The sequence below is a fragment of the Carnobacterium pleistocenium FTR1 genome, from assembly GCF_000744285.1.
Classification (GTDB): domain Bacteria; phylum Bacillota; class Bacilli; order Lactobacillales; family Carnobacteriaceae; genus Carnobacterium_B; species Carnobacterium_B pleistocenium.
In genome coordinates this window covers 2,581,195-2,606,776 of the sequence record NZ_JQLQ01000002.1, presented here as the reverse complement: position 1 = coordinate 2,606,776, position 25,582 = coordinate 2,581,195, and the positions used below count along the sequence as shown (strand labels likewise).

Here is a 25,582-nt window from a genome sequence, read left to right as displayed (position 1 = left end):
AAATCGAAATAGTTTGATAAGTCGCAGTTCCTACTATAGCGGATTCTTATTTGGCGTTCCTGGTTTTCTCGGGAATTTCTTTGGTGTTTCTTTCTTTTTATCAATCAAAACAATGTGTCGTTCTCCAGCTTCATGAGGAAGTTCAAAAACAAACTCTTCACGGAATTTTCCACCTAGCATAGCAATCGCTTGTTGTCCTTCAGCCATTTCTTCTTTTGTATGACTGGCTTTCAAAGCAATAAAAAGACCCTCTTTTTTAACTAATGGCAAACATAATTCTGCTAAAACACTCATACGAGCAACAGCTCTAGCCGTTACAAAATCAAATGATTCACGAAATTTTTTATTTTGACCAAATGTTTCAGCGCGATCATGATAGAAATGAACACCTTTTAATTCTAACGTTTGTGCTAATAATGTTAGAAATTGAATTCTTTTATTTAATGAATCTACTATTGTTACTTCCAATTGCGGAAAAATAATTTTTAGGGGGATGCTTGGAAACCCGGCACCTGCACCTACATCACATAGGCTTTGGACCCCTTTGTTAAAATCCACGTATAAACCAGCTGTAATAGAATCATAAAAATGTTTTAAGTATACTTCTTCTTTCTGGGTGATTGCTGTTAAATTAATTTTTTCATTCCATTCTTGTAACAGTTTAAGGTATTGATCAAATTGTTCCATTTGCTTTTCAGTTACCTTTATTCCCTTGCCTTCAAGGGCCTTTTTAAACTCTTCTGGATTCATAAACTCAACTCCTTTTTACTAACGTGAAACACTTTTTGTTTCACAAATCCGTCTTTTTCAACTGTATAACAAATTGACTGGAAGTGCAATGCTTTAAAGCTTTTTTTCCATTTTATAAATGGATTAAATTTTTATAATATTTAACGTTAAATGAGATTTAGATAAAATAGATTAAAAATAAATGATAAAATTCATTGACATTGCTTTGTGAGCTTGTTAGAATATTGAAAATAGTCAGAAAACAGTTAATGAAAAGGAGATGTTCAACATGAAAACTACAGTCGAATCGTTTAGCTCACATTCTCATTTGAATGTATCTTTAATCATTATTAATTTATTAATTTAGCCCAGGATTCGAACTATTCATTTAGTTGAGTCCTAGTTTGCGTACCTAGGGCTCAATCATCGGCATGATGAGGCAAGCCTTTATACAAAGGCTTGCCTCTTTTTGTTTGAGAATTTGAAGGTGTACATGGATTGATGGTTGATATATAAAAATACGGAGGAGATAAAAAAATGAAAACATACCTAACAGATAGAATGTTCAAAGCATCATCAGGAATCGCAAATGCTATTTTTGTAACGATTGGGATTGGCTTATTATTAGAAACAATTGGCAATCTGACTGGTCTTACTATCTTAGTTATTATCGGAACGACTGTTAAAATGCTAATGGCTCCTGCTATTGGGGCCGGTATTGCTATTATGTTAGGTGGAAATACGTTGACGATTTTTAGTGCTATGGCTGCTGGAACAATTGGTGCTGGAGCTATTCAAACTACGGCAGATGGCGTGATCACGATTGCTACCGGTGAACCGATTGGTTGCCTGATTGCAGCTACGATTGCTATTTTTGTTGGTAAGCGTATTTCAGGGAAAACACCCTTAGATATGATGGCTATCCCCATTGCAGCAATCTTAGTTGGTGGCATAGCAGGCTATTACTTAAATCTTGTTATTGCTCCATTCTTAAGTGTAGTCAGTGCTCTTATTTCTGCCTCAGTTGCTGATTCACCGGTTATTGGTGCAGTTGTTATCTCAGTCGTGGGAGGGCTTGTATTGATGTCTCCAGCCTCATCAGCAGCGATTGCGATTGCACTGAATCTGGATCCTGTTTCAAGTGGTGCTATGTTAGTTGGAACAACTAGTATGTATATCGCGTTTTCATTTGTCTCTATTCGTCAAAATAATCTTGGTGGTTTCTTAGCACAATTTGTTTGTACTCCAAAAGTTCAATTACCAAATATTATTAAAAATCCTCGCATTTTAATTGGGCCTACTATTGCTGCAGCAGTAGCTGCCCCCATTTCAACTGTGGCACTTGGTTTTACAGCTCCAAGCGCTATAGCCGGAATAGGCTTTTGTTCATTAATTGCCCCACTAAATATTTTTGTATCTCAAGGTATTGGATCTTTTGTTGTTTACATCATTACTGCTTGCCTAGTCCCTATTGCCGTTACATTAATAGTGAACAAACTATTAGAAAAAGCTAGCTGGTTGCGTAAAGGAGATATGGCTTTAGTAGTAGAATAATCTGATGGTTACTATTAGCCCTTAAATCATTTGAATTCTTATGCAAACGAAAAAGAGACATAGATCCTTAACGGATTTATGTCTCTTTTTTTGATGGTCTCTACTGGGCTCGAACCAGCGACCCCTACCTTGTCGAGGTAGTGCTCTCCCAACTGAGCTAAGAAACCTATTTATATCAGTGCAACTGCTATTTAGTATAATCTACTTCTGCTATTAAAGTAAAGTGTTTTCTGTTGTTTTAAAAATTGTCCTGTATCCGTACCGTTAAAAAGAGTAGTATAGAAGATAGACGCTGAAAATATGTTTTAAAAAAAGGAAGATTACAGTATGAACAAATTATTAACTAAACTTAATGATCGACAAATCCGGTACATCACTAAAGGAGTATTAGTAGGGGCGTTAGCTGGGGTAATTGTCAGCTTATTTCGTTTAGGTGTAGAAATTATTCTAGAAAATATTGTTCACCTGTACAAATTCTTCCACTCAGAACCATTGTGGTTGATTCCATGGGTATTTGTGTCTATTGGTGTTGCTATTATTATTGGGTTATTTATCAAAAGCGAACCGAATATTAAAGGAAGTGGTATTCCTCAAGTAGAAGGTCAAGTTCAAGGGGTTATTTATACTTCTTGGTGGTCTATTCTATGGAAAAAATTCATTAGTGGATTGTTAGCTATTGGATTTGGACTTTTCCTTGGCCGAGAAGGTCCTTCTATTCAATTAGGAGCTTCAATCGGAGCAGGTGTCAGCAAACTAACAAAAGGCGATGAAATAGAAGAAAATGTTTTATTATCTAGTGGAGCAGGTGCAGGTTTAGCAGCTGCTTTTAATGCGCCTATAGCAGGGTTATTGTTTGTTTTAGAAGAAGTCCACCACAATTTCTCTCCTTTAGTTGCTATCACGACATTTGCTTCTGCTATTACTGCCAATTTCGTTTCTTTGACCATTTTTGGTTTGACTCCGGTATTGGATATCGGAGCCGTGACGTCTCTTCCCATTCAGCATTATATCTACTTGCCATTATTAGGGATTTTTTTAGGGATAGGGGGCTGGCTTTACAATAAAGTTTTATTGGATGTCCTTCCGAAATTTTATCAATTGTTTTCTTTTATTCCGGTACACTTTAATTCAGTTATTCCGCTTCTATTAGTGATTCCAATTGGCTATTATCTACCGGAAATAATTGGTGGTGGAAGTGGGATCGTCGTGCGGTTTACTGAATGGAATTTATCGCTAGCTGTTTTAGTTGGATTATTTATTTTCCGCTTTATTTTCTCTATGGTATCTTATGGTGCCAGTGTTCCAGGAGGTATTTTCTTACCTATTCTATCTTTAGGTGCCATACTTGGTGCTTTATTTGCCCAGTTCATGATCAACTATTTCCAAATGGATGCTCAATATTTGCCCCATTTTATTCTCTTTGCTATGGCTGGTTACTTTACTGCCATCGGAAAAGCACCCTTGACCGCTATTTTATTAGTGACAGAGATGGTTGGCGGGTTGAATCAATTAATGCCCTTAGCCGTTGTTTCTTTGACAGCCTATATAACAGCAGACTTTTTAGATGTTAAACCAATCTATGAAAGTTTATTGGAAAGGCTGCTTCCTGCTGATAACAATGTCATTATTAGCAAGCCGCATTCCTTTGTGCATGCTATTGAACCAAATAGTCTGTTATCTGGAAAGTCGATAAATGAAATAGATTGGCCTGAAGAAGTCATCATATCTTCCATGCGTAGAGGAAATGAACATATCGTTCCTCATGGACAGACTTTTATTCATGTTGGAGATCATTTGATCATTACTTGTGATTTAAGGAAAGCTAATGCCGTTCGAAACCTATTAAACAAACACCAAATTTAATAACGTATGCAAAAAGACCGTAAACCTAAGCAACAGCTTAAGTGTACGGTCTTTTTATGACTATTATTCTTATACGTGTACTTTTGCAATCTTTCCTTGTTCTACATAAACCATCAAAATTGAAATATCTGCTGGGTTCACACCACTAATACGGCTAGCTTGGGCAATTGTTTCAGGTTGAATTTTAATCAACTTTTCTTTAGCCTCAGTAGCGATTCCATTAATAGAAGCATAATCGATATTTTCCGGTATACGTTTGTTTTCCATGCGTTTTAACTTATCAACTTTTTGAGAAGCTTTAGCGATGTATCCTTCGTATTTCACTTGAATTTCCACCTGTTCTTCGACAGTTGCTGGAAGTTCATAATCACGTGGGACAAAAGCTGAAAGTTCTTGATAAGAAACTTCTGGTCGGCGTAAGAAGTCTTTAGCCAAAATACCATCTTTTAATGGTGATTGATTTTTTTCAGCTAAATAAGCTTGAATTTCTACGGTAGGCTTCAAACGGATAGAACCTAAGCGTTCTAATTCTTTTTCAACTTGAGCTTTTTTGATTAAAAATGCCTCATGGCGCTCATTTGAAATCAATCCTATTTGATGGCCTATTTTAGTCAGTCTAAAATCGGCATTATCATGACGTAATAATAAGCGGTATTCTGCACGAGATGTCAATAAACGGTAAGGTTCATTAGTCCCTTTAGTCACTAAATCATCAATCATAACTCCGATATAACCTTCACTGCGTTTCATAATAAAGGGTTCTCTTCCTTGGACTTTAAGCGCTGCATTGATACCAGCCATAATCCCTTGTCCTGCTGCTTCTTCATAACCGGAAGTTCCGTTCATTTGACCAGCAGTGAATAGATTTTCAACTACTTTTGTCTCTAAAGAAGGGCGCAATTGATGCGGTGTGACCACATCGTACTCAATTGCATAACCGGTACGCATCATTTCTGCTTTTTCTAACCCTTCGATTGAGTGTATAATATCTTGTTGAACATCTTCTGGAAGCGATGTTGATAAGCCTTGGACGTATACTTCTTCAGTGTTGCGTCCTTCTGGTTCCAAAAATAATTGATGTCTAGGTTTATCGCTAAAACGAACAACTTTATCTTCAATTGATGGGCAATAACGCGCACCAACTCCTTCAACGATTCCCGTAAACATTGGTGCACGGTGTAAGTTATCTTGAATTTTTTGATGAGTATCTTCATTCGTATACGTTAACCAACAAGATAATTGATCTTTTAGATAAGCACTATTTGGTGTTTCGTAACTAAAATGATTCGCTTTTTCATCCCCCGGTTGTTCTTCTGTCAATCTATAATCAATGGTTGATGATTTAACTCTAGGGGGCGTTCCTGTTTTAAAACGTTTCAATTCAAATCCGTTTTCTAGTAAACTTTCTGATAATTTAATAGACGGTTGTGAATTGTTTGGACCTGAAGAATATTTTAATTCTCCAATAATGATTTGACCACGAGAAGACGTTCCCGCTGTTAAAACAACTGCTTTAGAACGGTATATAGCACCCGTATTTGTAATAATCCCTTTGCATATACCATCTTCGATAATTAATTCTTCAGCAATACCTTGTCTTAAAACAAGATTTTTGGTTTCTTCAATTGTTCTTTTCATTTCATTTGCATACATAAACTTATCTGCTTGCGCACGTAAAGCTCTAACTGCCGGGCCTTTACCAGTATTCAACATTCTCATTTGTATATATGTTTTATCAATATTGCGACCCATTTCACCACCAAGAGCATCAATTTCTCGGACTACGACCCCTTTAGCTGGTCCCCCAATTGACGGATTACACGGCATGAAAGCAACCATATCTAAATTAATGGTGATTAAAAGTGTTTGGCTTCCCATTCTTGCTGCTGCTAATGCAGCTTCTGATCCAGCATGTCCTGCACCAACAACGATTACATCAAAATCTCCAGCTTCATAATGATTCATTTAAACAATCCCTTCTTTCCAGCATTTCAGTTTTTTTAAACTTCTAATTTTCTCATATACTAATAGTTGAACCTAAACGTCGAACTTCGCATCCCTTAGTTGAGTTTCACTTCCCAGACACTGGGCTATTTTCAAAATTTGACGCAATGCGCGGGATGCTCTTGCTTTCAATTCTTGAAAATTGCTGTGTGTCTAGATGGGAATTTCAACATCCTGTAGTTGAGTTTCGCATACCAGACTTTCGGAAAAAACGTAATTCTTACAGGGATGAAACATCCCTTACAGAATTCCTTGTTTTTCTGTCAAGTCTAAGCGGTATGCTACACATCCTTCCTATTTTCCTAGGCAGAATTGGCTGAATAGTTGGGTCAGTAGTTCGTCTTGGACGCTGTCTCCAGTTATTTCGCCTAATAGATCCCAACAACGGGTCATATCGATTTGAACAAGATCAACTGGCATACCAACTTCTACTCCGCTGATAACTTCGTCTAATGCAGCTTCTGCATCATTTAACAACGCGATATGACGTACATTAGATACATAAGTTGCATCTCGTTCGCCTGTTTGACCAGTGAAAAAAAGATCTGCTATTTTCTTTTCTAAAATATCTATACCAGATTTAGACAAAATAGATGTCTTCACGATACTTTCTGGGTCTACTAATGTTTCTAGTTCAATTAAATCTAATTTATTTGGCAAATCCATTTTATTTAAAATCACAATGCGACGTTGTTGCTTTGTTGCTTCAATTAAAGCAACATCTTCTAGTGTCAAGGTTTCGCTTTGATTAAATACTAACAACACTAAGTCAGCATCACTTAAGGCTTGGCGGCTTCTTTCTACACCAATACGCTCAATAATATCTTCTGTTTCGCGAATACCGGCTGTATCGATCAGTTTCAACGGTACTCCACGAACGCTGATGTACTCTTCAATAACATCTCGCGTAGTCCCAGCGATATCTGTAACGATAGCTTTTTCTTCGTCTAACAGATAATTCAACAAGCTCGATTTCCCAACATTTGGCCGACCAATGATTGCTGTCGCTAAACCTTCTCTTAAAATTTTCCCTTGGCTTGCCGTTGCAAGCAATTGTTGAAGGGAAGCTTTAACTAGTTTAGCTTTTTCAATTAACAATTTTGAAGTCATTTCTTCAACATCATCGTATTCAGGATAATCAATGTTTACTTCTACTAAAGCTAATGTATCCAGTATATCCATCCGTAAATTACGAATTAAATGAGACAAATTTCCATCCAATTGCTTTAATGCAACATGCATAGCTCTATCCGTTTTAGCACGTATCAGATCCATTACGGCTTCTGCTTGAGACAAATCAATTCGTCCATTCAAAAAGGCCCGTTTGGTAAATTCACCGGGTTCAGCTAAGCGAGCTCCATTTTGTAAAACACATTGCAAGACTTGATTGACTGAAGTAATGCCGCCATGACAATTGATTTCAACAACATCTTCTCTAGTAAACGTTTTGGGTTCACGCATAACGGATATCATGACTTCATCAATTACTTCATTTGTTTTAGGATTTTCAATATGACCATAGTGAATAGTATGACTCTTTTGTTCAGCTAGTGCTTTTGAACCAGATTTATACACGCGATCTGCAATTTCAATCGCTTGTTCCCCGCTTAACCTAACAATTCCTATTGCCCCTTCACCAGGAGGCGTCGAAATAGCTGCAATTGTTTCAAATTCTAATGACAAGCTCACTCACTCCTTACTATTTTTTTGCACGAAAAAAGTGCCCACTCCACCCCTTTGTTAGCTACAAAAGGAATGGAAAGCACTTTGACTACTTTATCATTCAGATAAGATTATTTTATTTTTAGTGGTTTTATTAGTCTTTTTGTTGTTCCGTTAAGACTATACAAGTTCTCTAACTATTTGTCAACAACTTCAGCTGATTTTATTTAATAAAAACTTTCAGCTGTTTCAACTTAACTTTCTTTCGATTTAACGCTGATGCTTACTTCCTCGTATTCAGTTTCTTTGTAACTATCTAATAGACCTTTTTCTTGGATAGCTGCTTTCGGAACGACTTTTTGGATTACTTTACTATTAACTGTTTTTTCAAAAGGGAAGACATCTAATACGATTGTGTGCTCATCACTCCAGCTTGCCATCATTGTTAGTTCTTTCAATCCAAGTTCAGAAGATAAAGAAAGTCCTTTTTTAAAGAACGGATGAAGGGTTTCTTTGGTAGCTCCTGGTTCGTTCACACAGGCGAATACAGATAAGGTATCTCCAAGCGCCAACAAAGCATAGTGAAAATCAAATAACTTTTCATCGAATTCATCCAAAGCAGAAATAATCCGTTTTTTTCTTTCTTCTTCTTGTTTAAGAAAAGCTTTTGATTCTTTTGATGTATCTTTAAAAAAGAACTGAATGTAATGTCTGCTGCAAAGCAATGCTGCATAAGCATCAACTTTCTCAACTTCATCAATACCATGTGTATAAAATATAATTTTTGGCGCTTTTGGAAAATCAAAAAGCGAATAGGGAGCTTGTTTTTTATCATTCAAAAAAGGACTTTTATCAAGATTTTCCCAGCCATAATCATGCATAAGAATAGCATAGTCGACCGACTTTCTTAACTGTTCTCCTTGGAATAAAGTTGTTTTCCATTGAGCCATCACGTCTCCAGCAAATTGAGCATGGTTCTTTTGTTCAATCATTACAAAATCAGCTTCACGTTCTCTAATAATCATAACTATGCACCCTTTCAACTTGTTCCTATTAATAACTATTCCGCTTTTAAGTATACCACTAATTTCAAAGTCAAATTCATTTATAAATGACTTCGAATTCTTCACAGACTACCGGAATATTATCATGAAAAGTTAAACCTTTTCTTGTATAAGAATCTTTGAAAAAAGCATTGTGGACTTCTCTCCAGTAATGCAACGAACGATCTCCTTCTCCTTCTTTATAGGCATGTTCCTCGGAAACTTCCAAAAAAGAAACCACAGATACTCTAATTGTTTTTGTGACGCATACTGCTTCTTCATTAGCATCTAGTATAATGTTTAACTCACCTTCTTTAGGTAAAGCTTCATTTTCTAAAGCATACTCTTCAAAGGCTGAAGCTGTAGTTGTCTTTACCTTTTCAAAAGTTAATCGCGCTAATTCATCTGGTTCGACTCCATAACTCCAAGCCTGGTAAGTCTTATCCTGATACTCCGGGAAGGTTAAACAAAATTTTTGCCACATTTCTTGTTCTTTCATGATTTCACTCCTTAGTTATAAATTAAATCGAATAGCCAATAAAAGGACTTGATGCAGTGGATAATAGAGATAGCCAAAAATTTTGGGTATTTTTTTTGTGTGACTATAGGTGCTATTTAGTAGTAGGAAAATAGCTAAAACAGCAAAAATTTGTATTATCGATCCTGCGAGAAACTGCACTCCCAAAAAGAGAAAGACGCCAAATCCTTGATGAAAAGAGACCATATAATAAATAGCCCATCCTAGTAAAAAACCATATATCCCATACTCACAAAAGTAGCTTAGCACTAGCGATAGTACAAAAAAACGTTTATCTTTCACAGAAATAGCCAACAAGGCCAGCGTAAACAAGATATTAAATGTTGTTCCAGAATATTGGGTGATAGGAATGGTTAAAATTCCCGTTACTATCAATTGAGAAAGGTATTTTTTGAAATTCCTTGTATGTTCAACACCTTGAATAGTCGTGTAAAGGAAGCAAGGAAATGCAATTCTTCCTATAATACGCAACCAAATCATTTGAGGAAACAAGTAATAACCCACATGGTCAATTGTCATTGTAATAATTCCAATCCATTTAATGGCATTGATTTTATCGTAACTCTCTTTTGTCATACGACCCTCCAATCGCCTTAAAACCGCTGTTTCAAGCATTTTACCATTTTAAAAATAGAACCTACAGATTTTTTTTTGCTTTCCGAGATAAGATCCATTCAATATAAATTACAAATTAAGTCATATTTTACGACAAAACTTGCTTTTTGTATTCTTTTAGTAAAGAAACTCTTCAATTAATACAGAATCAATAAGAACTCATGACGAATGGCTAAAAGGACTTTTCTTTTTTTTTTACCGTGGTAGGATAGCATTTGTTGAAGGAGAAATACCTTCATTTGTATAGAGCTTATAGCTCAAAATAAACAATGTCGCTCAGAATCCACAGTCAACTTCTCTTACCTTAAGTAATTTGTAGGCGAAACACTATTCTTGGCAAAATACAAAACAAAAGGAGAACAAAAAAAAATGAAAAACTTTAAATCGAAATTTTTTATAGCAAGTGCAACTTTAGCTTTAACAGGGGTTATAGCTGTTTCAAATCCAGCAGAAGCATCAGCTGCTGAATATACTGCAAGTACTTGGGAAGCTCGTACTGCAAATGAAATTAAACAAGATCTTAAAAGTACTGAAGACGGCAGCACAGAATACACGATTCAATGGGGCGATACATTATCATCTGTAGCCTTAGCAACTGATTTATCTATTGATTCTTTAGTAGATGTAAATGATATCAATAATGCCAATGCTATTTATAGTGGCAATACTATTTCTTTATCTGCTGATCACTCAACTGTTACTATTGAAACAGCTGAAGATACTAAAAGCTACAACGTTAGTGAACCTAAAGAAGTTGTAGAAGTTAAAGAACCTGTCGTTGAAGAAGCACCTGTCGTTGAAGAACCTGTCGCTGTTGAAGAACCTGCAGCAACCACACCAGAAGCACCTAAAGCTGAAACACCATCTGAAAGTTCTGGTCAAACCGTTACTGTTGAAGCAACAGCTTACTCAACGAACCAACCAGAATTAAGTGATACTACTGCAACTGGAATCAACTTAAATCAAAATCCAAATGTTATCGCTGTTGACCCAAGTGTCATTCCTTTAGGATCAACTGTTTACGTTCCAGGATACGGTACTTTTACTGCTGGAGACACTGGTAGTGCTATTAATGGCAATCGTATCGACGTCCACATCACTGATTTAACAACAGCTACAAATTTTGGTAGACAAACAATTGACGTTCAAATTTTAAACTAATAAATTTGAATTAAACCTAACTTATTCATTTCCCCCGATTTCGAATAGTTAATAAAAAAATCCACCTAAAAGATAATAATCTTTCAGGTGGATTTTTTATTGCTCTTTTATAGCTTGAATCGGTATATGAGAAAAACTTTCAAAATCAAATAATCCTAAGTCTGTTAGTTTTAATTTTGGAATGACTGGAAGAGTCAAAAAGGATAAGGTCAAAAATGGATTAAAGTTGACAGATTCCCCAATCATTGTGACAGCTTCATTTAATTTTTTTAAAGTTTGATTGACTTCTATATACCCAGATTCTGTCATCAAACCTGCTACAGGTAGCGCTAGCGAAGCTAAAACTTGCTCTCCTGAAACAACCGCTAAACCTCCATTAGTTTTGATTACTTGTTCAACTGCTTTTAATATCTCTTGATCAGAAGTGCCTACTGCTACTATGTTGTGTGAATCATGAGCCACAGTTGTGGCAATTGCGCCATTTTTCAAGCGAAAACCTTTTACAATGCCCAACCCAATATGATTCAATCCTTTATGCCGTTCAATAACCGCGATTTTTAACTGATCTTTTTTAGTTGAAGGTACAAAAAGACCTTTTTCAACGTTAACTGTTTCTTTTAAATGATCGGTAACCAAACTATTTGGAATAATTCCGATAACATTACAAGTGGAATCCGTTAAAGGAATCGCTAATGCGTCCATTATCAGTTCTTGCGTATTTATTTTTGCTAGGTCAGCGCCGCTAAGCTTTGTCTTAAGACTCGTTTCAAATAAGGAACTGTTTAACTTTCCATTATCTGAGATACAAATACCTTTTTTATATACTTGATCAATAGCAATCGTTTCTAAATCATCCAAAATCAAGAAATCAGCTTGATAACCTGAAGCAATTGCACCTAGGTGTTTAAGATTAAAACATTCCGCTGTATTTAAAGTGCCCATTTGGATAGCCGTTATAGGATCTAGTCCCTTTTGGATGGCCAATCGGATAATATGATCAATACTACCCTCTTCTATTAAATCATCAATCAATTTATCGTCTGTTACAAATAAACATCTTCTAGCATTTTTGACCGTTACAGCAGGTAATAAGGCAGTTAAATCTTTAGCTACAGTACCCTCTCGGATCATTAAATACATTCCCAAGTCTAAACGATCTTTTGCTTCTTGAGCATTGATACCTTCATGATCAGTTCGAATTCCAGCTGCTAAATAAATATTCAATTCCTCTCTTGTCAAACCGGCAGCATGCCCATCGATAAACCCGTTCATTTCTTGAACCATTGCAAGCTTATCCATCATGACACGATCGCCTTTTTTAACAGACACAAAATCCATCACTTCTGCTAAACCTAATACTTTCGGTTCGGATAAGAACGGTTTAAGTTGTTCAGCAGTTAATACTGCTCCATTATTTTCAAACGCTGTTGCTGGGACACTAGAAGATAACATGACATAAATGTCCATTGGCAATTTCCCAGCTTCTTCTAACATAAATTGAATACCATCCGCTCCAGCGACATTCGCAATTTCATGCGGGTCTGTAATGACACTTGTTACACCATGCTGCAAGACCACTTTTGAAAATTCTTTTGGGGTCAACAATGAGCTTTCAATATGTACATGTCCATCAATAAACCCTGGAACAATGATTTTATTTTGCGCATCAATGATTTCAACTCCATCATACGAACCGATTCCTACAATCATACCTTCTGTAATAGCGATATCTCCACACATAAGTTCTCCCGTAAATACGTTTACGATCGTTCCATTTTTAACGACTAAATCAGCTGGTATCTTTTTAGCTGCCGCTTTTATTCTTTTTTCTAATGCTGAAGTTTTTACATTTTCCAAATTAAATACCTCCTCATTTTTTATAGAATTTTCGTTTTTATATTCTTACAATACTACACTAGCTAATTTTAAAAACAACTCTTTATTGTAAGTTTTTCGTACTAGATTATGCTAGAATATAAGTTAAGGATAAGAATGTGAGGAATATATATGAGTAAGTTTAACGAAATTTTTTTAGATCTTGAAGCGGATATTTTAAATCAACGCTTTATTTCCGGTGATCTTTTGCCTAGTGAGAATGAACTAGTAAAAACATACAATGTTTCCCGTGAAACAATCCGAAAGGCCTTAAATTTACTTTTAGAAAAAGGGTATATTCAAAAGCTGCAGGGGAAAGGCTCTGTTGTTTTAGACGTTAAACGCTTTGATTTCCCTGTCTCTGGCTTAACAAGCTACAAGGAACTTCAAGATGCACAACAAATGAATAGTCAAACTATCGTGGTTCACAATGACTTACAACCGATTTCTGAATACTTAGCTGATCATTTAAAGCTTCCATTAGATACTTCTATTTTGTATCTTGAACGATTGAGAAAAGTAAACAACGAAGTAGTTATCATAGATAAAGACTACTTGCTCACTTCTATCATTCCAACTATTCCAACTGATGCCGCTGAACATTCATTGTACTATTATATTGAACACACACTTGGATTAACCATCAGTTATGCTCAAAAAGAGATAACGGTAGATCCTATCACAGAAGAAGATAAACGCTTGATGGATTTACAAGATGATACCCATGTTGTGGTTGTACGAAGTGATGTTTATTTAGAAAACACGACTCTCTTTCAGCATACCGAGTCTCGTCACCGCTTGGATCGCTTTCGTTTTGTCGATTTTGCCAGACGTAGAAACTCACTTTAAAAAAATTCGGTTTATAATTTTAGTGTTGCTAAATTTAATCCAGTCACTTACCAAATTTCAATCAATCGCTATAAAACAAAAAAAGGTCTATTTATCAGTTTCCTGATAAACAGACCTTTTTTCTTATTCTCAGTTAATTACGTCCCAAAATACAGGCAAAATTAAATCTTAGTCACTTTAAATCGCAAAACCGTCTTTAATTTTTCTGGTGCCGTTTTTCTCGCATCTGAAAGATAAATTTCTTTATGGGTTTTTTCTGCTCTTTTAAGATTATTTTGCGAACAAAATTATTCCATTAATTCGAATGTTTCTGGTTCTCCCTCATAACTTCCAATGTGCAAGGCTTGCACACATAGGCCTTCTGTTATCGATTCGAATCGGACACCTTCTAAATCAATAGCTTTCTTTTTTCCATTGACGTTATCCATGGCATAATGAAATACATCCTCGGTCACAAAATCAGGTTGTCTGATCATTAACTTGTATACTAAATGATCCTTATTTAGATAATCTAACTTCCTACCTTTTTCATCCAAATCCCAATAGCCTTCTAAAGGAAAAACGGTATAGTCAAAATAGCCTTCTGGAGTCATTCCTTTTTTTGACATCATTTTTACTGCATATGACAAGGAATAAAGAGTTTCAATATTCTTTTTAAATGGTTCACTATTCGGATTACCCTTGCCTTCTATTGTAAAAAATTTCATTTCTGGAACTTCAATAATAGCTGGCTTTTGTTTTGGTAAATAAAGTTCCTTTGAGTGTTTTTTCCATTCAAATTTATTCATAAATTACCCCTTCTTTTTTTCATCTGCTTCAAAATAGAAAGCCATCGTTTCATAAGGACCTAATTCCATTTTTGCTGTCAATACTCTCTTTTCCCCATTACCAATAAGATAACAACTAGCTCTAGTTAAAAATTCTTGCGGAATTTCAACCGTTACAGCTTCTGCATAGAAATGACTAAGAACTAATAATTGTTCACCTTCATACTCTCTTACATAACCATAGATGCTCGGATGATCCATTAAGACTCCACGGTAATCTCCTTCAGCAATGATTGGCATCTTTTTTCTAAGTTGAATTAATTTTTTATAAAAGGTGAAAATCGTTCCTTCTTTTCGCTCTTTTTCTACATTGATTTCAGGATAGTTTCCAGCTACTTTTATCCATGGTTCTCCAGTTGTAAAACCAGCATTTTTTTCATCTGTCCAATGCATTGGGGTTCGGCTGTTATCTCGCGATTTTTCTTTGATGATTTCCATGATTTCTTCAGGTAACAAACCATTATCTTGCAGTTCTTTATAAGCATTGTGCGTTTCTACATCTGCATAATCGGTAATTTCTTGAAATTCTGGATTCGTCATACCAAGTTCTTCCCCTTGATACACATAAGGAGTTCCACGCAGCAAATGAATCGTCTGAGCTAAAAGCTTAGCAGATGCCTCAAAATGATGAATAGGGTCTCCAAAGCGGCTTATTGCTCGTGGTTGGTCATGGTTATTCCAGAACAATGCATTCCAACCATTTCCTTTAGACATTCCCTCTTGCCAATCATTGAGTAATTTTTTTAATTTCATAAAATCAAATGGCATCTTACTCCATTTTTCTCCATCTAAATAGTCGACTTTCAAATGATGGAAACTAAAAACCATAGAAAGCTCTTGTTTATCAGGATTAGAATAAGCGATCCCATTTTCAATCGTCGTTGAAGACATTTCTCCAACAGTCATTATATTGGATTGTTTTCCAAAAGTTTTTTGATTCATTTCATGAATAAATTCATGCGCTATTGGTCGATCAGTATACAAAGATTTTCCTACGCCATCTTCTGCATCAATAAGGACTTCCTCTTTACCAATAACGTTGATTACATCAAATCGGAATCCTTTTACGCCTTTTTCTAACCAAAAATTGACTACATTGAATACTTCTTCTCTTACTTCAGGATTACGCCAATCTAAGTCCGCTTGCGACACATCATATAAATGCAAGTACTCTTTTCCAGTATCCGCAAAAGGAGCCCAAGCTGGGCCTCCAAATTTTGAGACCCAGTTTGTAGGGTGGCTTCCATCTGCTTTGGGGTCACGTAAGATATAGTAATCTTGGTATTTTTTTTCTCCCTTTAAAGCTCGTTGAAACCATTCATGTTCAATAGATGTATGATTTAAAACCATATCCAACATAATTTCCAGTTTGTATTCAACAGTTACAGCAATGAGTTCCTCAAAATCTTCCATCGTTCCAAATAATGGATCGATTTCTACATAATCAGCGATATCATAGCCATTGTCTTTTTGAGGAGAAATGAAAAATGGATTGATCCATAATACATCAACACCTAAGTCAGCTAGATAGGGTATTTTTTCAATAATCCCTTTTAAATCCCCTACTCCATCTCCATTTGAATCCTTAAAAGATTTTGGGTAAATCTGATACACAACTTTCTCATGAAAGGTACTCATTTTATTCCTACTCTCTAAAAATTATTTTCCTAATTCTGGTTCTGTAACAACGACTTGATCTGATTTATTTAAAATATTGTATTTACGGAATACAACTGTCAAGACAAACGGTACCACAATTGAGATTGCCATACAAACTAAGAAGATGCCCCAGTATTCATTTTGAATAGATAAAATTCCTGGAAGTCCACCAACACCAATTGAATTGGCTGTTACATTAAAAATAGTTGCTATCAACCCTGCAAGACCCGAACCAATCATAGCTGCTACAAATGGGTAGATATACTTAATATTTATCCCGAACATAGCTGGTTCTGTTACACCTAAATAACAAGAGATCGCTGCTGGGATAGACACTTGTTCTTCTTTTTCATTTCCACGGTGTAAGAAAATAATAGCTAATACTGCTGAACCTTGAGCAATATTTGACAAAGCAATCATTGGCCATAAATTGGTTCCGTCGAAATCAGCAATCAATTGTAGATCGATTGCATTTGTCATGTGGTGCAATCCAGTAATCACTAATGGTGCATATAAGAAGCCAAACAATGCTCCAAATAACCAGTTAAACGAACTTCCTAATCCTGCATAAACGACACTTGAGACCCAGTTCCCTATAACCCAACCAATTGGACCTAAAACTGTATGTGCAAGTAAAACGGTTGGAACTAAAGCAAAGAATGGTACAAAAATCATTGAAATAGCTTGTGGGATAACTTTACGTAACCACAATTCTAGATAAGCAAGTAAAAATCCAGCTAACATAGCAGGAATAACTTGTGCTTGGTACCCGATCATATCAATCGTAAAGTACCCAAAATCCCATACAGGAACTTCTGCTGCTGCTGTTCCAGCAACTGCATACGCATTCAATAATTGAGGTGATACTAATGTGATCCCTAAAACGATTCCTAGAATTTGAGTCGTTCCCATTTTCTTAGCAACGCTCCAAGTGATACCGACTGGTAAGAAGTGGAAAATAGCTTCACCAATCAGCCATAAGAACGAGTTAACACCACTCCAAAACTGACTAACATTAACAATTGTATTATAAACTGGTTCTCCAGCATTATTGACTTGTGCTACACCATCTACCATCAATTGACCAAGCGATTCCATAGGGATAGCTTCTAAGATGTTACGGAACCCTAAAATCAGCCCACCTACTACGATTGCCGGAATAATTGGAGTGAAAATTTCTGCTAAAACAGACATCGCACGTTGTATCGGATTTTGATTCTGCTTACTTGCTGCTTTTACTTCGTCCTTTGATACGCCTTCTTTACCGGAAATTTTTGAAAATTCATTATAAAATGTGGCAACATCGTTACCAATAATAACTTGGTACTGACCGGCTTGAGTAAAAGTACCTTTAACTGCAGGAATATCCTCGATTTTTTTGCTGTCTGCTTTTGCAGGATCATTTAATACGAAACGCATACGAGTGGCACAGTGACTGACTGCAGAAATATTATCGGGACCTCCGATATCTTCTAAAAGCTGCTTTGCATCTTGTGTGTAATCTGCCATTTTCTTTCCTCCTAAAAATAATTTTATAATTGCAACTTGTATATACAAGTACAATGTAACCTTTTTCATTAGGGAATGCAAGCGTTTTATCTTTCTTTTTCTAAACTTTTGAAAACTTACCGTATAACAAAAACGACTTTTTGAGCAGTAAAAAGCTGGTATAAGAATCTTAACATTCTTACACCAGCCCTTTATTTAGCAATTTAATTATTCAACAATACTATAATAAACTTTTGACGTTACTTGATAAATAATCCAATAAATTAAACTAAAGCCAACTATTACGCCGATAAAACACCAAAAGATTAATGCTGTATTGACCACACTAAAAATAAGCAATAATTTTTGAATAATTGGAAAAGCAAATATCACATGAATTACAGCAATAATTAATGGTAAAAGGAACATCCAAATAATTTGTAGGCGTGTAGTTTTACGAATCATCTGTTTATCTAACCCAACTTTTTGCATAATTTGAAATTTTTCTCGGTCATCATAGCCTTCTGAGACTTGTTTGAAATACGTAATCAACGCTGCACCAAACGTAAACAATAAACCAAGAAAAATACCTAAGAACAAAAATCCACCATTCATACTGTACCATTCTTCACGCAGAAGTTCTTTTGAGTCAAAATATGAGTTATCGCTATCACTAGCTGCTATTTTGTTGGAATAGTCTTTTTTTTGCTCTTGCGTTCCAGTCGTGTTCCAAGATAAGACTGCATCGGAAACAATCGGAATTTCAATCCCTCTTACTTCAAGATCAGTAGCTATTATGGATTCTACAACCTCTTTAGAATCTACTACTACAATCATATTTGGACTCTGTGATTCGTCCATTTTCAAAGGATTTTCGATTTTTGATTTAATTTGATACGTTGTGTCTCCAATTAGCAATGTTGAAAAATCAAATGTATTGTTTAAATCAAATAACAATACTTCATTAGATTTTAACTCGATCGCTTGATCAGCTATCCTCTCATAATCTTCTCTGACAAGTAATTGGACAGTATCCGGTATTCTTTTGGAAAAATCAGTTTCTCCAATAACCATTTCATTTTTTTCAATTAGTGGAAACAGATTATAGTACGTATACATCTCTGTCTCTGTAACTTTTAATCCACTCGTTACTGTTTCCTTTTTGATTGCATCAAGTTGTTCTTCTAAATCGACCGTTTTATAATAAGTTCTTTGATTTTCATATGGAAAACGAACCTCTAAAGTATCTTGAGTTCCAATAAAAATAGCCGCGGTTGTTGATACCGCAATGATGACCATCGTTGCTAAAATAGTAATATTCGCTAATCCTACTGCATTTTGTTTCATCCGATAAAGCATACCGGAGATTGAAATAAATGGACTTGGACGATAATACAACGCCTTATTTTTCTTTAGTGCTTTCAGAATGAAAATAGATCCAGCAATAAATAAAAAATACGTACCAGCAATAACTAACACTACGGCAAGAAAAAAATAAAGGATAGCATCAAGTGGATTGTCGATAGCTACCGACATCCAGTATCCTGATCCAATCAATAATAAAGAAAGAATAAAAAGTAAAATCGAGCTTTTTGGTTCTCGTTCTCCTGTTTGTTTGCCTTTAATCAATTGGATAGGATTAGAAAATGTTACTTGCGTGATATTGTAAATTAACGTTATTAAAAAGATTAGCACAAATAATCCAATCGTAATCGCCGTTGCCATTATTGTAAAAGGAAACGACATTTTGATTCCAAATTTTAAAGCATAGTTTAAAATAAGAAAAGTAAGCTCTCCCAATAGGTGTCCAACGATCAAACCGATCACAATACTAAAAAAACTTGTTGTGATTGATTCAATCGTCAATATCTTAGAGACATGGCTCTTCTTCATTCCCAATATCGCATACAGCCCAATTTCTTTTTTTCGACGTTTGATCAGAAAACTATTGGTATACAAAATAAATATAAACGAAAAGGCCCCAACGACTACAGCTCCTAAAGTAAAAAGTGTAGACAACGTATCTGATCTAGTTTGAATAAATTCATTCCCCATTAAAGCAACCATCATATAAAACATCGCTACTGTTGCAATTGATGCAAAAATATAAGGAAAATAAATTTGCTTATTGGATTTAAGGTTACGTAAGGCTAACTTTGAAAAAAAAAATTTATTCATGTTGCTCACCTCTATTTGCTAAAACAACCAACGCTTGAGAAATTTTATCCATAAACTGATCGGGTGTTTGTTCGCCACGATAAATCTCGTGATACACTTCGCCATCTTGAATAAACAAAACGCGGTTCGAGTAGGCTGCTGCTCTTGTACTATGGGTAACCATAATAATCGTTTGACCAGCATTATTAATGGATTCAAAGGTTTCTAACAGACTCTGGCTAGATTTTGAATCCAGTGCTCCAGTGGGTTCATCTGCAAGTAATAATTTTGGATTTGTAATCAAGGCTCGAGCTACTGCAGCTCGCTGTTTCTGTCCCCCAGAAACTTCATACGGATAATGATTGATCACTCCATCAATTTTTAATTTTTTAATGATAGGCATCAAGCGATTCTCCATTTCAGTTATTGGCGTATTAGATAGCACAAGCGGCAATAAAATATTGTCTTTGATTGAAAAATTATCCAATAAGTTAAAATCTTGGAAAACAAATCCTAGGTAATCTCTACGGAAATTAGAAATCTCTCTATCTTTAATCTCTGTTAGGTCTCTTCCTTCCAGCATTACTTCACCAGTAGTAGCTGTATCGAGTGTTGCTAGGATGTTCAATAAGCTTGTTTTTCCTGAACCCGATTCTCCCATAATTGAAACAAATTCTCCTTTTTCAACTGAAAAATTTATGTCTTTTAAGGCTTGGACTCCCTGCGATGAAAATCTTCCCGTATAGGTTTTTTTTAAATGATTCACTTCTAATAATGTCATGATTGTTTCCTCCTGTTCACTTCTTTATCGCTATTACTAGTTTAATAAAAATGAACATCGGCTGCTTTTATCTTTTCTTACATTTGGTTGTTTAACCTTACAGTTTTGTAAGTTTACCTATCAATAGTCTTTTATTAACGGCTCTCTGGCTAAATCAATCATCACTTTGGTACCTTTTCCTAAAATTGACTCGATCAACAGGTTATGCCCAAGTCGTTTTGTAATTTCTTGGCTAAGAAATAACCCAAGTCCAGTTGATTTTTCATGTATTCTTCCATTAAATCCTGAATACCCGCGTTCAAATATGCGCGGCAAATCTTCAGAGCGGATGCCAATACCGGTATCTTCAATAATGAGCTGTTGCTTTTGTGTTGGACTCATATAAATCTTGATAGTGCCACCTTCTGGCGTATATTTTAAACTATTGGAAAGAATCTGTTCAACTAATACCCGCAACCACTTTTCATCTGACAAAGTAATGACTGCTGTCTCTTGGTAGTCTAATTGGATACGATTGTAAATAAATAAAATAGAAAATTTTTTAACCGTCTCTTTGATTACACGATCAAGTGCAACTTCTACAAAATCCAAATCTGAACCACTGTTTTCAATTTTCAAATAATTTAATGCCATATGTGTATAGTTTTCAATCCGTAATAGCTCTTGTTCCATTTGGTGGCTAGATTCCGTTTGACTGTTTCGTTGCACCAATAAGCTGATAGCTGAAATAGGTGTTTTAATTTGATGAAGCCACAAAGTAAAATAATCCATCTGAGAATTGCTTCTCTGCAAATTTTTTCTTTCAATTTGTTGAATTTCTTTCATTAAATCTTCAATTTTAAGCCGCAGAAAGACTTCACTAGGGTCTTGACTAACCGATAATTGTTTCAACGTATAGACCGGGTCCTTATCTAACTGTTCAAGCAATCGAAATCGCTTATAATACCTTGAAAACTGAAATACAAAAAAACAACTACCTATAAATAAAGAAAGTTCAATACTAAATAGTAAAAAATAAAGTGGCAATCGTCCTAATAGGTAGATGAGACTAAAGACTAAAATGTTAAGTATATATACGATCAGCAAAGATTGATTGGCTTTAATAAAAGCAATAAAAATAGCTATCCATTTCTTAGTTGGTTTCATCATGATCATCCTTTTGAAGTCCATAGCCATATCCTTTTTTGGTTACAATAAAGTTAGACAAGTTTAATTCCGTTAACTTTTTGCGCAAACGATTGATATTAACGGCTAATGTGTTGTCATCGATAAATGAATCATTTTCCCATAATTTCATCATAATAGCCTCTCGTGAAACAAAAGCTCCTTTTTGTAGAAAGAGTACTTCTAAAATTTTTATTTCATTTTTGGTCAATTCCACTTCTTGATCCTGGTATTGAACCTTCAATTCGCTTGTTTTTAGATAGACCTGCTGATAACTCAGGTAAGCATCATTACCAGTAAAATCATACGTTCTCCGCAACAATGCTTGTATTTTGGCTAAAGCAACTGTTAAATCAAATGGCTTACTAATGAAATCATCTGCTCCCATTTGAATTGCCATTACAATGTCCATTCGCTCACTTTGAGAAGAAACAAAAATAATGGGTACTTGAGAAATTTTACGAATCTCCGTACACCAATAATAGCCATTAAAATACGGAAGTTTGATATCTATTAAGACTAATTGTGGTACTTCTTGCGTAAATCTAGTCATTACGTCATTAAAATCTGTGACATAGAAGGCACTGTATTGCCATTTCATCAACTCTTCTTTCAAACTTGAAGCAATTACTAAATCATCTTCAATAATCATAATTTTCATCAACCTATCCACCTACTCATCCTTAATTCGTTACTTCTACTATACAGGATTCTTTCCCATCAACCTACTAGACTTTTGGCTTAGAAATTTTTCAACTCTTTCTAGTGAAATAGGGCTGCTTCCATGGCTCTTCACAAGCAAACCCGTCCATTACAGAAGAAATTTATTTAAAACACTAACACCATTTATTAAACAATCAATATAGAACAAAAAAAGGGTCTGTTTATCAGTTTCCTAATAAACAGACCCTTTTCTTATTCACAGCTAGTTTATGCCTCAGCCTCTTTTTTTACTTAATCACGCAATTCATTTAACTAGTAATTAAATTCTACTAAATACTTTCACTTTAATTCAACTACTAAATAGCGATGAGGTTCATTACCTTCAGAGTGAGTGACAACACCATCATCTTTACTCAAATAGAAATGGATTTGTTTTCTTTCCGAAGCAGGCATTGGTTCTAAGTATACAGGTTGCTGTGTGCGACGGACTTTCGCAGCAGTCCGCTCTGCTACTTCTCTCAAAGCATTTTCTCTACGCTCACGATAGTCTCCAACATTTACAACCGCATCAAGTTTTGTTTTAGCATGATGATGCAACAACACTTGAGCTAATGATTGTAAAGCATTTAGTACTTTACCATGTTTGCCAATGACCAAACCCGCTTTTTCTGTTTCAATATGAAAAACGACTTGTTTTCTAGTTTCTTCTATTCTTACCGTACTAGAAATACCCATTTTTTGGACAATCTCTTGCAGGTAATCTGCCACCATCTTAATAGCCTCTTCATCATTTCTTTTGTTATCCGCTTGCCTAGAAAGCTCTTCTTCGTCCGAAATAATCATTTCTGTCAAAATCGGAGCCTCTTCTACTTCACGTTCACTTGAGTCTGATGCTGTTTTTCCTATTTCAGTTTTACTGGAAGATTTGTCAAAGAAATTATTAACATCATTTTCAGCTGCAATTTTTGTGACTGTTACGATTGCATCTTTTTTCCCAATCTTAAAAATACCTTTTCTGCCTTGTTCTATTACTTCAATAGAGGCTTCTTTTTTCGTAATCCCAAGTTCTTTCAATGCCTTTTGGATAGCTTCATCTATCGTTTCAGCTTGAGCTGTATACTTATTCATTTGCCTACCTCCATTCTAACTAAATCTAATTGTTCAAGTTTGTTTTATTTTCTTCTTTTTTTAGGTTTTAAAGCTTTTTCAAGAGCACGTTGGCGATCACGTTCAGCTTTATTTTTTTCTTCACGTGCCTTCTTTATTTTAAAAGGATTATTCAATAATAATGTTTGACCAACAGAAAAAGCATTTCCTACAACCCAATATAATGATAATGCACTTGGTAATGTGATCCCCATGAATAAAATCAATGCTGGCATCATATACATCATAGCTGTTGTTGTTGGATTAGACTCTAATTGACTCATAGTTGATAGCTTAGTTGTTGCATACGTCAATATAGCAGCTAGTACAGCTAAAATGAAATATGGATCTGGTGCTCCCAGATTCATCCATAAAAAATCTCCTGTTTTCAAAGCTTCTGTACGGCTAATGGCTTGATACATAGCAATCAGCACTGGCATTTGAATAATCAATGGCAAGCACCCTGCTACAGGATTAACCCCTGCTTCTGCATATAACTTAGACGTTTCTTCTTTTAATTTATTTTGAGTATCCGGATCTTTAGTAGCATATTTTTCTTGCAATTTTTTTAATTGCGGTTGCATTTCTGACATTTTTTGAGTACTTTTTGTTTGATGGTGCATGACAGGTAAAAGAACCAATCGAATGATCAATGTGAAAATAATGATTCCAATACCAAAACTCCCACCAAATAAATCAGCTAACCAAATGATGATACGGGAGAAGTTAAAAACAATGTATTTATCCCAAATCCCTGTACTTTGTTCTGTAATGGGTGAAGTGCCACAACCCACCAAAACAACTGCTAAAAAAACGGTCCCTAATAAAAGAAGTAATCGCTTACGTTTGTTCACGTTATGTCCTCCACTCTAATAAGTAAATCTATCTTAGTAATTTTGCAAGCTTTAAGACATGCGTCAAGCTTTTTTTTGTTTCCTTCATTGTCATATCTGCTATTGGTTTACGAGCAATCACAATAAAATCATTTTCTGCTTTTAGCTGCGGTTTTAGCTCAGTTAAACTTTGTCGAATCCTTCTTTTGACATCATTCCGCATAACAGCATTGCCTATTTTTTTACCAACAGATATTCCTACACGAAAATGTGGTTGGTCCTTTTTATCTAGCACATAGATGACAAATTGGCGATTCGCTGTTGATTTGCCATGGTGAAAAACTTTTTGAAATTCTGCTTCTTTTTTGACACGATAGGTTTTTCTCATTCAAATAACCTCTCATCTCTATTTAAGTTAATAAAAATTTTATTTTATTTAATTGGATAAGAATTAAATTACCCAGTAATCATATAAAGAAAAACGATTACTGAGTAATTTTTATTCATATCCTAAAAAAAAAAACCACTGAAACGTTCAGTGATCTATGCAGACAATACTTTTCTTCCTTTACGGCGTCTACTTTGTAATACATTACGCCCACTTTTAGTACTCATGCGTTTACGGAAGCCATGTACTTTTTGACGTTTACGTTTTTTAGGTTGGTAAGTTCTTTTCATGCGTGATACACCTCCTGTAAAAACTATCTCTCATTATTGTTTTTTACATTATCCCAAAGACAGTCTAGAATTATTATAACGAAGAAAAAATAGTCTTGTCAAACATATTTGCCCTATTTTTATTCATTCACCTATGTATGATAGCATATTTCCGCTTATTATGAAACAAACTTTTGCAAATTCTTTTGATACTCCTTCATTTTCTACTCTTTTATTAAGACTTACTAAGAATTTCCATACCTTTTTCATTCAAAAAAAAGTTATCCACAAGGGTATAAAGTTACCCACAAGGG

General features: G+C 35.2%; 22 protein-coding genes and 1 tRNA gene. 4 read left to right on the top strand and 19 right to left on the bottom strand.

Annotated elements, in window-relative coordinates; all coding sequences use genetic code 11:
- Positions 1-33: 33 nt before the first annotated feature.
- On the bottom strand, positions 34-750 hold the full coding sequence (gene rsmG / locus BP17_RS12700; RefSeq protein WP_035054897.1) for a 16S rRNA (guanine(527)-N(7))-methyltransferase RsmG: 717 nt from the start codon (positions 748-750) through the stop codon (positions 34-36).
- A 516-nt stretch (positions 751-1,266) separates the two neighbouring features.
- Between rsmG and BP17_RS12695 the strand changes: the two genes are divergently transcribed.
- Positions 1,267-2,283, top strand: coding sequence for a PTS transporter subunit IIC (locus BP17_RS12695; protein WP_035054896.1), 1,017 nt, complete (start codon positions 1,267-1,269; stop codon positions 2,281-2,283).
- A 94-nt stretch (positions 2,284-2,377) separates the two neighbouring features.
- Here BP17_RS12695 and BP17_RS12690 read toward each other — a convergent pair.
- A tRNA-Val gene (locus BP17_RS12690) sits at positions 2,378-2,450 on the bottom strand.
- Positions 2,451-2,610: 160 nt separating this feature from the next.
- On the opposite strand from BP17_RS12690, the gene BP17_RS12685 reads away from it, so the two are divergent.
- Positions 2,611-4,146: a ClC family H(+)/Cl(-) exchange transporter gene (locus tag BP17_RS12685; protein WP_035054895.1), complete on the top strand. Its 1,536-nt coding sequence runs from the start codon at positions 2,611-2,613 to the stop codon at positions 4,144-4,146.
- Between the two features lie 69 nt (positions 4,147-4,215).
- On the opposite strand, the gene mnmG is transcribed toward BP17_RS12685, so the two are convergent.
- The 5 genes from mnmG to BP17_RS13165 all read right to left on the bottom strand — a co-directional run bounded on the left by mnmG (position 4,216) and on the right by BP17_RS13165 (position 9,969).
- The gene (mnmG, locus tag BP17_RS12680; RefSeq protein ID WP_035054894.1) at positions 4,216-6,111 is read right to left on the bottom strand and encodes a tRNA uridine-5-carboxymethylaminomethyl(34) synthesis enzyme MnmG; all 1,896 of its coding nucleotides are present in this window, start codon (positions 6,109-6,111) and stop codon (positions 4,216-4,218) included.
- A 333-nt stretch (positions 6,112-6,444) separates the two neighbouring features.
- On the bottom strand, positions 6,445-7,833 hold the full coding sequence (mnmE, locus tag BP17_RS12675) for a tRNA uridine-5-carboxymethylaminomethyl(34) synthesis GTPase MnmE (protein ID WP_035054893.1): 1,389 nt from the start codon (positions 7,831-7,833) through the stop codon (positions 6,445-6,447).
- A gap of 233 nt (positions 7,834-8,066) precedes the next feature.
- Positions 8,067-8,837 carry a DUF3891 family protein gene (locus BP17_RS12670; RefSeq protein ID WP_035054892.1) on the bottom strand — a complete coding sequence of 257 codons (771 nt, stop codon included), beginning with the start codon at positions 8,835-8,837 and terminating at the stop codon, positions 8,067-8,069.
- A gap of 76 nt (positions 8,838-8,913) precedes the next feature.
- Positions 8,914-9,354: an ASCH domain-containing protein gene (locus BP17_RS12665; protein WP_035054891.1), complete on the bottom strand. Its 441-nt coding sequence runs from the start codon at positions 9,352-9,354 to the stop codon at positions 8,914-8,916.
- Positions 9,355-9,369: 15 nt separating this feature from the next.
- Entirely contained in the window at positions 9,370-9,969 is a 600-nt protein-coding gene (locus BP17_RS13165; protein WP_051910539.1) for a TraX family protein, read from the bottom strand.
- Positions 9,970-10,377: 408 nt separating this feature from the next.
- Here BP17_RS13165 and BP17_RS12655 point away from each other — a divergent pair, with 408 nt between their 5' ends.
- On the top strand, positions 10,378-11,169 hold the full coding sequence (locus BP17_RS12655; protein ID WP_035055516.1) for a 3D domain-containing protein: 792 nt from the start codon (positions 10,378-10,380) through the stop codon (positions 11,167-11,169).
- A gap of 96 nt (positions 11,170-11,265) precedes the next feature.
- Here BP17_RS12655 and ade read toward each other — a convergent pair whose 3' ends face one another.
- Entirely contained in the window at positions 11,266-13,026 is a 1,761-nt protein-coding gene (gene ade, locus BP17_RS12650; protein WP_035054889.1) for an adenine deaminase, read from the bottom strand.
- A 150-nt stretch (positions 13,027-13,176) separates the two neighbouring features.
- On the opposite strand from ade, the gene treR reads away from it, so the two are divergent.
- Positions 13,177-13,893, top strand: coding sequence for a trehalose operon repressor (treR, locus tag BP17_RS12645; protein ID WP_035054887.1), 717 nt, complete (start codon positions 13,177-13,179; stop codon positions 13,891-13,893).
- A gap of 287 nt (positions 13,894-14,180) precedes the next feature.
- Here the strand turns inward: treR and BP17_RS12640 are convergent, their stop codons facing one another.
- The 11 genes from BP17_RS12640 to rpmH all read right to left on the bottom strand — a co-directional run bounded on the left by BP17_RS12640 (position 14,181) and on the right by rpmH (position 25,289).
- On the bottom strand, positions 14,181-14,681 hold the full coding sequence (locus BP17_RS12640; protein WP_232219627.1) for a GyrI-like domain-containing protein: 501 nt from the start codon (positions 14,679-14,681) through the stop codon (positions 14,181-14,183).
- A 3-nt stretch (positions 14,682-14,684) separates the two neighbouring features.
- On the bottom strand, positions 14,685-16,358 hold the full coding sequence (gene treC, locus BP17_RS12635) for an alpha,alpha-phosphotrehalase (protein WP_035054883.1): 1,674 nt from the start codon (positions 16,356-16,358) through the stop codon (positions 14,685-14,687).
- A 21-nt stretch (positions 16,359-16,379) separates the two neighbouring features.
- On the bottom strand, positions 16,380-17,888 hold the full coding sequence (gene treP, locus BP17_RS12630; RefSeq protein ID WP_035054881.1) for a PTS system trehalose-specific EIIBC component: 1,509 nt from the start codon (positions 17,886-17,888) through the stop codon (positions 16,380-16,382).
- Between the two features lie 207 nt (positions 17,889-18,095).
- Positions 18,096-20,045, bottom strand: a complete 1,950-nt coding sequence (locus BP17_RS12625; protein ID WP_035054878.1) for an FtsX-like permease family protein — start codon at positions 20,043-20,045, stop codon at positions 18,096-18,098.
- Positions 20,038-20,805, bottom strand: a complete 768-nt coding sequence (locus BP17_RS12620) for an ABC transporter ATP-binding protein (protein WP_035054876.1) — start codon at positions 20,803-20,805, stop codon at positions 20,038-20,040. The genes BP17_RS12625 and BP17_RS12620 overlap by 8 nt, the downstream gene beginning before the upstream one ends.
- Positions 20,806-20,925: 120 nt before the next feature.
- Positions 20,926-21,975, bottom strand: coding sequence for a sensor histidine kinase (locus BP17_RS12615; RefSeq protein WP_232219626.1), 1,050 nt, complete (start codon positions 21,973-21,975; stop codon positions 20,926-20,928).
- Positions 21,938-22,630 (bottom strand): response regulator transcription factor, encoded by a 693-nt coding sequence (locus tag BP17_RS12610; RefSeq protein WP_198022537.1) that lies wholly within the window; start codon positions 22,628-22,630, stop codon positions 21,938-21,940. Before BP17_RS12610 ends, BP17_RS12615 begins: the two co-directional genes overlap by 38 nt.
- A 341-nt stretch (positions 22,631-22,971) precedes the next feature.
- On the bottom strand, positions 22,972-23,760 hold the full coding sequence (gene jag / locus BP17_RS12605; protein ID WP_035054872.1) for an RNA-binding cell elongation regulator Jag/EloR: 789 nt from the start codon (positions 23,758-23,760) through the stop codon (positions 22,972-22,974).
- A 44-nt stretch (positions 23,761-23,804) separates the two neighbouring features.
- Positions 23,805-24,632 carry a YidC/Oxa1 family membrane protein insertase gene (locus BP17_RS12600; protein ID WP_035054871.1) on the bottom strand — a complete coding sequence of 276 codons (828 nt, stop codon included), beginning with the start codon at positions 24,630-24,632 and terminating at the stop codon, positions 23,805-23,807.
- Positions 24,633-24,660: 28 nt separating this feature from the next.
- Positions 24,661-24,999 (bottom strand): ribonuclease P protein component, encoded by a 339-nt coding sequence (rnpA, locus tag BP17_RS12595; protein ID WP_035054870.1) that lies wholly within the window; start codon positions 24,997-24,999, stop codon positions 24,661-24,663.
- Between the two features lie 155 nt (positions 25,000-25,154).
- The gene (gene rpmH, locus BP17_RS12590) at positions 25,155-25,289 is read right to left on the bottom strand and encodes a 50S ribosomal protein L34 (protein ID WP_034547059.1); all 135 of its coding nucleotides are present in this window, start codon (positions 25,287-25,289) and stop codon (positions 25,155-25,157) included.
- Positions 25,290-25,582 lie beyond the last annotated feature (293 nt).